The sequence below is a fragment of the Pseudoflavonifractor sp. 524-17 genome (assembly GCF_009935845.1).
Classification (GTDB): Bacteria; Bacillota; Clostridia; order Oscillospirales; family Oscillospiraceae; genus Pseudoflavonifractor_A.
On sequence record NZ_QWEK01000080.1, the window covers coordinates 1 to 9,145 of the forward strand.

10 protein-coding genes and 1 pseudogene are annotated in these 9,145 nt (G+C 52.5%); 2 read left to right on the forward strand and 9 right to left on the reverse strand.

Annotated elements, in window-relative coordinates:
- Positions 1–71 precede the first annotated feature (71 nt).
- The 9 genes and pseudogenes from D1159_RS17855 to D1159_RS17890 form a co-directional block, all read right to left on the reverse strand.
- Positions 72–1,019 (reverse strand): annotated as a pseudogene (locus D1159_RS17855) (conjugal transfer protein TraE); the annotation flags it as partial.
- The gene (locus D1159_RS17860) at positions 970–1,371 is read right to left on the reverse strand and encodes a PrgI family protein (protein ID WP_135992178.1); all 402 of its coding nucleotides are present in this window, start codon (positions 1,369–1,371) and stop codon (positions 970–972) included. The gene D1159_RS17860 and the pseudogene D1159_RS17855, both read right to left, overlap by 50 nt.
- Positions 1,372–1,548: 177 nt before the next feature.
- On the reverse strand, positions 1,549–2,418 hold the full coding sequence (locus tag D1159_RS17865) for a VirB6/TrbL-like conjugal transfer protein, CD1112 family (protein WP_160278036.1): 870 nt from the start codon (positions 2,416–2,418) through the stop codon (positions 1,549–1,551).
- 19 nt (positions 2,419–2,437) lie between these two features.
- Positions 2,438–2,653, reverse strand: a complete 216-nt coding sequence (locus tag D1159_RS17870) for a Maff2 family mobile element protein (RefSeq protein WP_002569168.1) — start codon at positions 2,651–2,653, stop codon at positions 2,438–2,440.
- A gap of 406 nt (positions 2,654–3,059) precedes the next feature.
- Entirely contained in the window at positions 3,060–3,230 is a 171-nt protein-coding gene (locus tag D1159_RS19290; protein WP_002569167.1) for a hypothetical protein, read from the reverse strand.
- Positions 3,217–5,025 (reverse strand): VirD4-like conjugal transfer protein, CD1115 family, encoded by a 1,809-nt coding sequence (locus D1159_RS17875; RefSeq protein ID WP_160278039.1) that lies wholly within the window; start codon positions 5,023–5,025, stop codon positions 3,217–3,219. The genes D1159_RS19290 and D1159_RS17875 overlap by 14 nt, the downstream gene beginning before the upstream one ends.
- Positions 5,022–5,498: a PcfB family protein gene (locus tag D1159_RS17880; protein ID WP_002569165.1), complete on the reverse strand. Its 477-nt coding sequence runs from the start codon at positions 5,496–5,498 to the stop codon at positions 5,022–5,024. Before D1159_RS17880 ends, D1159_RS17875 begins: the two co-directional genes overlap by 4 nt.
- 41 nt (positions 5,499–5,539) lie before the next feature.
- A complete protein-coding gene (locus D1159_RS17885; RefSeq protein ID WP_002569164.1) occupies positions 5,540–5,761 on the reverse strand; it encodes a DUF5348 domain-containing protein in 222 nt (73 codons plus the stop codon).
- A gap of 31 nt (positions 5,762–5,792) precedes the next feature.
- Positions 5,793–6,776, reverse strand: a complete 984-nt coding sequence (locus tag D1159_RS17890; protein ID WP_160278040.1) for a DUF6017 domain-containing protein — start codon at positions 6,774–6,776, stop codon at positions 5,793–5,795.
- Between the two features lie 323 nt (positions 6,777–7,099).
- On the opposite strand from D1159_RS17890, the gene D1159_RS17895 reads away from it, so the two are divergent.
- Together D1159_RS17895 and D1159_RS17900 are read left to right on the forward strand one after the other, a co-directional pair.
- A complete protein-coding gene (locus tag D1159_RS17895) occupies positions 7,100–8,536 on the forward strand; it encodes a recombinase family protein (protein WP_243152379.1) in 1,437 nt (478 codons plus the stop codon).
- 1 nt (position 8,537) lies between these two features.
- On the forward strand, positions 8,538–9,145 hold a 608-nt coding region (locus tag D1159_RS17900; protein ID WP_161846966.1), incomplete at its 3' end, for a recombinase family protein.

The following is a 9,145-nucleotide window of genomic DNA, read 5'->3' on the forward strand; positions in this document are numbered from 1 at the left end:
AGATTGTTTCCCGTGTTATCTTACGGGGTAGTACCTTACGCTACTTCACACAATGCCCTATCTGGGCGCACTTCCTCGATTTTCATTTTGTCAAGGTCGGTGATTTTCCGCTTGATTGTCTTTATGGCTTCGGTCTGGTCGATACTGTGGATATGCAGATTGACGATAACGCCCGTTTCCAAGTCCAGAATGTCGGATAAGATACGGTCGTTTAATTCCGGCGCAAGGATTTCAAGGAATGAAACCGCGCCGATTTTGCGCCCCATGCGGAAATACCGCCCCTCGCCAAAACGGAAAGAGGACGGGGCGATAAAGTCCTTTGTGGAAAGCCCGGACGGGGCAAGCCATGAAAAATCAAAGGAAAACTGCCCGCCCTCCGGGTGGAAAATGCCATGCAGCATTTTAAGGCGTTCATAGCCTGTCATGGGGCGGGCAGACACGCCCAAGAGCTTAAAGTTGTTCAGCACGTCCGTTTCGATACGGGCAAGGCGGGATTTCGCCGCGCTCAGACTGTCGGCTTCAATGGCAAAGGTGATATATTTTGCTTTGACAAGCCCGTTGTTTCCCTTTGCAAGCTGGTTTTTCAGCATATCCCGGTATTCTGTGCGGATAGAATTGAAAGCGTCCTCCTGTGCCGGGATATTGACCGCCTTTTCCGCTTCGCCCCGCTGCGTCCCCTGATTGATGAAAGAGAGCTGCACCGAAACGGAAGCGTCAAAGTAGTTTAGGAAGTCGCACCAGTTTTCAAAAATGGCGGTCTTGTCGTCTGCCTGTGCAAGCTGATAGTTAATATCTTCAAAGGCGACGGTCTTTGAGTATTTCCGTCCCGTAACCTTGCAGATACCGTCCGGGTACATCTGGATATAGGGGATTGTCTGCTGCGCGGTATGCGCTTTCCCGTCGCCCTTTGCCTGTCTGATGATTTCCGCAATCTGCTTTTTCTCGGCGCGGGTGAGCTTGCGGGGCGGGTTAGGCTTTGCGCTTCCCGCCGCGCTGTTTCTTCGTGTTTCCTTTTGCAATCGCTGATACCTCCTTTTCAAGTTTTCTCTGCCGTTCTAAGACGGAATAAAAGTTGTCTGTCCTGTATGGTCGTTCTTTGGGGGCTATGAATTTCGTCCGTATGATGTTCTTCACCACCACTTCAAGGGGCTGTCCATGCTTCTCATACATGGCAAAGAGGAAACAGGGCAGCATGACGGCAATCATAGCCATAGACGCAAGGCTTGTGCCTGTGCTGTCTTTGAGCAGAAAGAAAAGCGGCAAGCCGATAATGAGAGCCGCCGCAAAACATACAATCTGCCGTTTGGTAAGGTTGAACGCTACTTTTGTCTTGACTTTGGATAAGTCTTTGGGTACGGGTACATACGCCAAGTGAAAACCTCCTTTCTCTGGGTTTGATGTTGCTGTAATTTTCCATAAGGGTAATCAAGGCAAAGGTCAATCTATGCCCTTTGCCCGCCCGTATTATATGGGGGTTATCCGCGTCAAGGTCGGGTCGTATTTTCGCCGCTTCGCTCTGAAAATCTCCACCCTGCCCTTGACACGCCGCTAATGCGCGGAAAAAATCGACTTCGCCAGTGCGCCGGATTTGAACAGGGAGAAACAGAGGATAACGGTGTAGGCTGCAAGGGAGAATATCGCGCTGTGCAGATTGTCCGCTATTATCATGTTGTTTACCAGAACCGCGTAAATGCCGACGCATATCATAATGAGGAAGCCTTGAAAACCGATAGCGAACAGGGATTTTAGGTAGTTGTTTCCTATCTGCCCCCATTCCCGGTTCGTCATAGTTGCAAACGGGATAGGCGATACCGAACAGTAAAGGTAAATCTCTATCATTCTTCCGTAGAGGATAACGGTTATCAGTACGGACATGATTTTCATGCACAAGCTCACAAGGCTTGTTTCCATGACAAGTAAGAGCAGTTCGGGGATTTCCATAGCGTCAAGCCCGTCCTGCATGGAAGCAAGGGCGGCGGCAACATCAATGTTCGTGCTGCCGCCGATTACCCCCGCCGCGCCGGAAACAATGTGCTGCGCCATATCGAACACCGCCATAGTGATGTCAAAGGTGTGCGTCACAAGGTAGACTGCCACAAACGCCTTGAACACCCACTTGAAGAACATGGAAGTGTCAACGTCGTGCATATTGTTCTTTTCCGTTACCATGCTGATAAGCTCATAGCATAGGACGTAGGTAATGACAAGCCCCGCAATGGGTACGATTACATTCTCACTAAGCGTCTGTATCATGGAGAATATATTTGCGTTCCACCCTTGCGGGGTCTGCCCTACCTCTGCGGCGATAGTGCCGACTTTCTCGTTCACGTCCCCGAACATAGTTGACAGATTACCGTTTATGGCTCCTATGAGGATTTCCTTTATCCATTCGTTAATCGCGTCAAGTATGCTCTGCATAAGCCTTTACCCGCGCTTCTTAACCGAACAAGCCGGAAAGCAGCGGTACAAGGGTCATGCCGATAAGGGCAACGCCGCCGCCCGCCATAAGCTGCTTCATGCCCTGGCTTTTCGCCCCCGGATTGTCGTTGCCGTAGCCCTCCATCAGATTGATTACGCCCCAGATACCAAGCCCGGCTCCAAGTGCTACAACAAGGGTCTGCAAAACGTCTACTGCGCTATTGAAAAATGCCATAAATATATCCTTTCTGCCGCGTCTGCGGCTGTCCGGCAAGCGGACAAAAGGCGGTCAGCATATGCCGCCGCACAAAAAAACCGCCCTCTGGTAAAGGCGGCTGTCCCCGCGCTGCGTAAGTCCTGCGGCGCGGCGGTATTCAGTTGTAAGGGGTGCGGCTCCTGCCGCTGTGTACTGCGCCGGAAAGTGGGGGCGCGTATCATGTAGCCGGTATGGATAGATGTGATTGCTTCAATCGCTCCTTTCTGTGTCCCGCTGTGCTGCCGGACGTTTTTTCAGACTTGCGGGAAGTGAATAGCTTGCGTAGCAAGGTGTTCGCTTCCCGCAAGTTCACAAAGGGGTAGCTGCCGCAAGGCAGCGTAGGGGAAGTGTAGCTTCCCCTGTCCCCCGCCGGTCTGCCATGCTGTCACTGTTGCGGGATAAGCCCCCGGCGCGTGACATACTCCGTTGCAAAACGGCGGTGTTCCGCTTCCTTTTCCCGCCAATACTCCCATAATGCAGCGTCGGCGGCTTCCGCAACATTCATTAAAAACCGTTCAAGCTGCTTTTGTTTTTCCTCTGCGCTACGTTTCCTCATGGTCTGCGCCCTCCTGTAAGTCTGCCGCGTCAATCTCGTAATAGTCAAAAACCTCGTCGGGCTTGACAATGGCGGGGCGGCGTTTAAGGTGCTTTTCCATGTCAAAGGCGTTCTTCGGGTCTGCGTCGGACAGGTACTTGTATTTCGGGTGCTTCGTTATGTCGAATTTGTCCGAAAAGAACGGGCGCACCCCGCGTAGCTGCAAGATACATTTCCCTCCGTCCATGACTGCGATTTCATCTTCCGTCATAAGCTGCTTTCCCAATTTCTGATAGTTCAGCCCATGCGAAAGCTCCCGCCCTCTGGTTTCGGAAGTGTTGAAGCTGTCTATCGTTTCTTTTCCTAAAATTTCCGATATTTCTTTAAGGGTGGTTTTCTCCTTGCCGCCCAAGAAAAGTGTGGTGTCGCAGTTGCCGACTATGGTATCGGCGTTGTCCTTGTAAATGGCTTTTAGCTGTGACTGGCTCTGCAAGATGATTGACGCGGATATTTCCCGGCTCCTTATGGTGGCTATGAGCTTTTCAAACTTCGGTATCTGCCCGATATTCGCAAATTCATCAAGTAAGCACCTTACATGGACGGGAAGCCGCCCGCCGTATTCATCATCTGCCTTGTCGCATAAAAGGTTGAATAACTGTGTGTAGAGAATACTCACGACAAAGTTAAAGGTGTCGTCGGTGTCGCTGATAATCACGAAAAGGGCGGTCTTTCTGTCGCCTATGGTGTCAAGCTCCATTTCGTCGGTTTCCATAAGCTCCCGCAGCTCCTTAATGTCGAATGGGGCTAACCTCGCGCCGCATGAGATAAGTATGCTTTTTGCGGTCTTGCCCGCCGCCAGTTTGTATTTTTTGTACTGCTTGACTGCAAAATGCTCCGGGTCTTTTTCTTCCAGACGTTCAAACATGAGGTCAACCGGGTTCTGGAAATCCTCGTCGTCCTCGCGGGCTTCCGACGCATTTATCATTTCAAGCAGCGTCGTGAAGTTCTTCTCGTCCTCTGGGGCTTCATACCAGATATAGCCGATTAGTGCGGTGTAGTAGAGCTTTTCCGCTTTCACCCAGAAATCCTCGCCGGATTTTTCCCCGTCGCCTTTGGTGTTGGCGATAATGGTATTGACTAATTTCAAAATGTCCTTTTCGCTCCGCAGATAGGCAAAGGGATTGTATTTCATGGATTTTTTGAAGTTAATCGTATTTAGCACTTTGATACGGTATTTGTACCGCTGCAACATTTTCCCGGTTTCCAAAATCAGTGTTCCTTTCGGGTCAGTGACGATATACGACGTTGGAAAATCCTTTGACGTACATTGCATGAGCGACGGTTTCACAAAGAACCGGGTCTTGCCGCTGCCGGAACCGCCGATTACAAGAATATTTTTGTTTCTTGCGTATTTCGGCTGCTTCGGGCGGCTGTTCATGGTGAGCCGTTCCGTCTGCGTTAAGGGGATATTGTTCTCAAATACCGGGTCTGTGTACGGCTTTATGTCGTCAGCCCCGCCCCAACGCGCCGAACCGTATTCTGTCCCGCGGCGGTATTTCTTCGCGTTCTTGCCTTTGGTGTAGATAATCAGCCGGACAATGACCGCCCCCGCAATGCCTAAAGCTAAGTCTGCCGGGTGGAAGCTCGGCGCGATACTGGAAAAGGCGGCGGTAAAACCGTCCCCAAGATGTAGCAGCTTTGCGCTTGCGTCCGCGCCGGGGGAGAGCCGGACAGCCGCGCCCGCTTTATCAAAGAGCCAGACAAAGAGCAGATACGGGAGATTTAAGATAAGCAGCTTCTTGATTTCCGGCTTCATAGCGATACCTCCCTGTCCTTGTTCTTGACCTTTGCCCGTTCCGCGTTCTTGCCCTGTGCAGCTTCTTTGAGGGTAGAGAGCAGCTTTCGGATTGAGGGCTTTTTCTCCTGTGTCAGCTTTTTTGCGGAAAATTCCTTAAAGGCGGCGGTCAGCACGTCCGCGTCCCGCCCCTTGAAGAAAACCAGATAGCGGGGCGGGCTTTCCGTCGCGTCCTTTTTCAGCGCAAAGTCGATACCGTACTTTTTCGCCGTACTCTCAAAGGCTTTGATATTGCCCTCGGTAATCTCAATGTTGGAAACGCCCGCGTTCTGTTTCATAAGCTGCTTTAAGCTCTGCTTTCCCTGTGGCGGTTTTGCAAGCTGCTTTTTGCCCTTTGACAGTATGGCTTTCATTGCCTTTTGGAGCGTCTGCGCGGTCAGCTTCCCGGTCTTGATGTAAAGGGCTATGGTCTTTTCGTTTACTTCGTCCTGCAATTTCTCGCGTCCTCCTTTCGCGTTTCTTTATGGGGCGGCGGTCAGATACGCACCCGCAGCCCGTTCAAGTCCTCGGCTCTGATACCCACAAGATACCAGTTGTCGCCGTACTCAATCCGGGTCGGCTTCCACTTGCCCCGCACGAATACGTCAAAGCACTCGCCGCAATGCAAGCCCCCGTAGTAGCTGTTTAAGTCAAAGCGAATGTCGTAACGGTCGGTGCGCTCGTCAAATACCAATGCTCCTGTCATTTTCTGTGCCATAATAAAATCCTCCTTTTGTGGTTGTGGGTGGTTACAGGCTTTCGCCCTCGTTGCATGAATAATAGTCCGGGTCGCCGTACTGCGGCTTTTTCGGTGACAGTGCGCCGCTTGCCATGTCATGGGCGACAAGGGAAGTGTAATAATTGCCGATAGTGGACGGGGCGTTGAAAAGGGCTGCTTTCAGATATTGCTTGATGTTGCGGATTTTCGTTGTGTTCTCCCGCATACAGTCAAGCACAAAGCGGATATGCTCGCCGTCCAGTTTCATAAACTTAGATTTCACAAGCTCTGCCGGGTAGTCATCCCCCGCAATCCGCACCCGCTTCCTTGCGGTGCATACGGTTTCAAGCATGAGGTCTACAATCTCGTCAAGCCTGTCACTGTCAAACTTCATGTCCTGTTTGAGAATGTGGTAGTCGATATTGTCCTTGATGATTTCCCGGTATATATCAACTGCGCTCTGTGCTGTCGTTTCCGTTCCTTTCCGTTCCGGCGGCGTAGCCGCTTCTCTGCAAGGAGAGGGGTTAGGGGAAAGGATAGGAATGGAATGGGTACTTGATAAATCTGTATTTGATTTTTCTTTTTTTGGTAAGTCAGTTCTTTGTATATCTTTATTTAATTGCGTTGGATTTTCCAACGTAGGTTTTTCCAATGTTGGTTTTTCCTGCGTTGGATTATCCAATGTTGGATTTTCCAATGTAGGTAAATCCGGCGTAGGCGGCTGTGGCTGCTCGAATATCACATAGTCCGCGCCCCGCAAGCGTCCTTTCTCGTCGCGCTCCCTTGACCGGACGATATACCCGGCGCGTTCAAGCTCCTTAATGGCTTCGCGGATAGCGTCTATCTTCTCCCGGTTGATAAGGGATAAGCCTTTCAAGGTGTAGTCCCAATCTTCGGGAAGTGACAGCATTTGCGACAACAGCCCCTTTGCCTTTAAGGAAAGCTCCTTGTTGCGTAGATGGTGGTTGCTCATTACGGTATAGCCCTTGTTTCGTTCCACTCTGAAAACTGCCATAGTTCATAGCTCCTTTGCTTTGGATTTGTTACGCAGTAGAAGCGCGGTTTCGGGGGATAAGGTATAAATCCCTTTCCGCGCCAGATACGCGCCCGCAAAACCGCTTGTAGCAAGGCTTTTTCTGCCCCTACTGCGTAACAAGGGCATGAAAAAAGCGGCGTTCCTGTTCTCCCGTATAGAGAGTAAGAAACGCCGCTTCTGCGTCGTATTCAGTTTTTAGTACAATACCCTGCTTGTCCGTCGCTCGAAAAACCTTGATTTTCCAGTGTTTTCAAAAGTATCGTTATCTAACGTCAGCTTTTGACCGTCCGGCCTTTTGTGAAATGATGGCGGAGGTCAAGGCTGGCAAAATCAACTGCATCGTGGTCAAGGATTTGTCCCGCTTCGGCAGGGACCACCTGGGCGTGGGGGAATATCTGGAACAGCTATTTCCCTTTCTTGGTGTGCGGTTTATCGCAATCAATGACAACTACGACAGTCTGCACAGCAATGTGGAATCTGACGAGCTGGTCATCCCGTTCAAAAACCTCATCAACGAGGCATATTGCCGGGATACCTCGGTGAAAACACGGAGCCAGCTTGAGATCAAACGCCAGCGCGGAGATTTCATTGGCTCTTTTGCTGTGTTTGGCTACCGGAAGGACCCGGAGAACCGCCACCGCCTGCTGGTGGATGAATATGCCGCCGGCGTGGTGCGTGACGTGTTCAAATGGAAGCTGGAGGGCATCAGCGCCGGGGACATCGCGGCCCGGTTAACCGCCTCCGGCATCCCCACGCCCATGGACTACAAGCGGTCCCAGGGGCTGCGCTACTCCACTTCCTTCCGGCTGAAAGAGGAATCCGTTTGGGACGCGGGAATGGTGCTGCGGATTCTGAAAAATCCGGTGTACACCGGCACCTTGGAGCAGGGGCGGGTCACTACGCCCAGCTACCGGGTGAAGCGGCTGGTGGTGAAGCCCCGGGCGGAATGGGCGGTAGTGGAGCACTGCCATGAGGCCGTCATCGACCGCTACGACTTTGAGACGGTACAGAAGGTACTGGCCCTGGACACCCGTACCAGCGTCAGCGGCAGGGCGGTGGAATTGTTTTCCGGGCTGGTATTCTGCGGCGAGTGCGGCGGGGCCATGATCCGAAAGACTGTTTCCTCCGGTAAAAAGAAGTATGTGTATTACGTCTGCGCCGCCCACAAGAACGAAAAGACCTGCTATGCCCATTCCCTGCGGGTGGAGGCGTTGGACGAAATTGTGCTGGAGGCTTTGAAAAAGCACATTCAGGACGTGATCGATCTCTCCAACCTGTTGGAGCTGACGGATACTGCCCAGCTTCAGCAGGCGGGTGTGCGGAAGCTCCGGGACCGCCTGGAGAAGAAACAGGCGGAGGCTGACCGCTGGCAGACCCTTCTGCGGTCCCTCTATGAAAGCCTCCAGGACGGTGTGATCGACAAGGAGGAATATCAGGATTTGCGAAAGACCTATTCCCGCCGCCGGGCCGAGGCGGAGGAACAGGCCGGAGCCATTCAAGAGGAAATGAGCCGGGAAATGGGCAATCTCTCTGAAGGCCGGGGCTGGATGGGGCAGTTTCGCAAGCATCAGAACATCGAATCTCTGGACCGTACCATCGTGGTCTCCCTGATTGAGCGTGTCCTGATTTTCCGTGATCGCAGGGTTGAGGTTGTCTGCCGCTGGCACGATGAATTTTCCTGGCAGATGGACCTGCTGCGGCAGGCCCAGGGGGCCCTCCCCGGAAGGGAGGCGGTCTGACATGGCGCGGACGAAGCGCAAGGTCAATCCCGTTCTGCCGGCGGCCGCCCCCGCGGAAAAGCCCCGGCGAGTGTATCGGGCGGGCGGCTATGTCCGGCTGTCGGTAGAGGACAGCGGAAAGCCCGGAGCGGACACGATCACCGCTCAGCGGGAATTGATTCAGAGCTACATTGACAGCCAGCCGGATATGCAGTTCTGCGGCCTCTACTGTGACAACGGGCGGACGGGGACAAACTTTGACCGCCCGGAGTTTGAACGGCTGATGGCGGATGTGCGCTCCGGGAAAGTGGACTGTATTGTGGTCAAGGATTTATCCCGGTTTGGCCGCAACTACCGGGAAACCGGCAACTATCTGGAGCGGATTTTCCCTCTCCTGGACGTGCGGTTTATCGCCGTCAACGACAACTTTGACACGCTGACCGCCGGGCGGTCCCAGGACGGCTACATTGTGCCGCTGAAAAATATCATCAACGAGGTTTACAGCAGGGACATTTCCAGAAAGCTGCTGCCAGTATTTGCGGGAAAACAGCGGAACGGCGAATTTATCGGAACCTGGGCGATTTACGGCTATCAGAAGTGCCCTGACGATCATCACCGGATTGAGCCGGA